Source organism: Nguyenibacter vanlangensis (assembly GCF_013376155.1).
GTDB classification, from domain to species: domain Bacteria; phylum Pseudomonadota; class Alphaproteobacteria; order Acetobacterales; family Acetobacteraceae; genus Gluconacetobacter; species Gluconacetobacter vanlangensis.
On the sequence record NZ_JABXXP010001114.1, the window covers coordinates 1 to 684 of the forward strand.

Consider the following 684-nt stretch of genomic DNA (forward strand, 5'->3'; position numbering starts at 1 on the left):
GCCATCCTGTCGGCGGCCCGCTGCACCCTCTGGGCCATCGACCGAGATCCCGCCGCCATCCGCCGCGGCCACGCGCTGCAATCCGAACTGCGCGCGCAAGAGGGCGAAACCCGCCTGCACATGATCCATGGCGGCTTCGGCGACATGCAGGCCCTGCTGCAGGCGCGCCACGTCCCGGCCATCGACGGGGTGGTGCTCGATCTCGGCGTGTCCTCCTTCCAACTGGACGAGGTCGAGCGCGGCTTCTCCTTCCGCACCGACGGCCCGCTGGACATGCGCATGGACGACACTGGCCCGACCGCCGCCGACATCGTCAATACGATGGCCGAATCGGACCTCGCCGACGTCATCTATGAATATGGCGAGGAACGGCTGTCCCGCCGCGTCGCCCGCGCCATCGTCGCGGCCCGCGCCCAGGCGCCGATCCTGACCACGTTCCAGCTCGCCGACATCATCCGTTCGGTCGTGCCCGCCGACCGCTCGGGCATCGACCCGGCCACCCGGTCGTTCCAGGGCATCCGCATCCATGTGAACGACGAACTCGGGCAGATCGCCTCGGGCCTCGACCAGGCGCTGGGCCTGCTCGCCCCCGGCGGCCGGCTGGTCGTCGTCTCCTTCCATTCGCTCGAGGACCGGCTGGTCAAGCAGGCGCTGAACCGCGCCGCCGGGCGCCTGCCCGCCCCC

At 71.1% G+C, this 684-nt stretch carries 1 protein-coding gene; it reads left to right on the plus strand.

Going from position 1 to position 684, the window contains the following annotated elements; translation table 11 throughout:
* Positions 1-684, plus strand: a 684-nt coding sequence (gene rsmH, locus HUK84_RS21570; protein ID WP_176641966.1) for a 16S rRNA (cytosine(1402)-N(4))-methyltransferase RsmH, incomplete at both ends; no start/stop codon positions are given.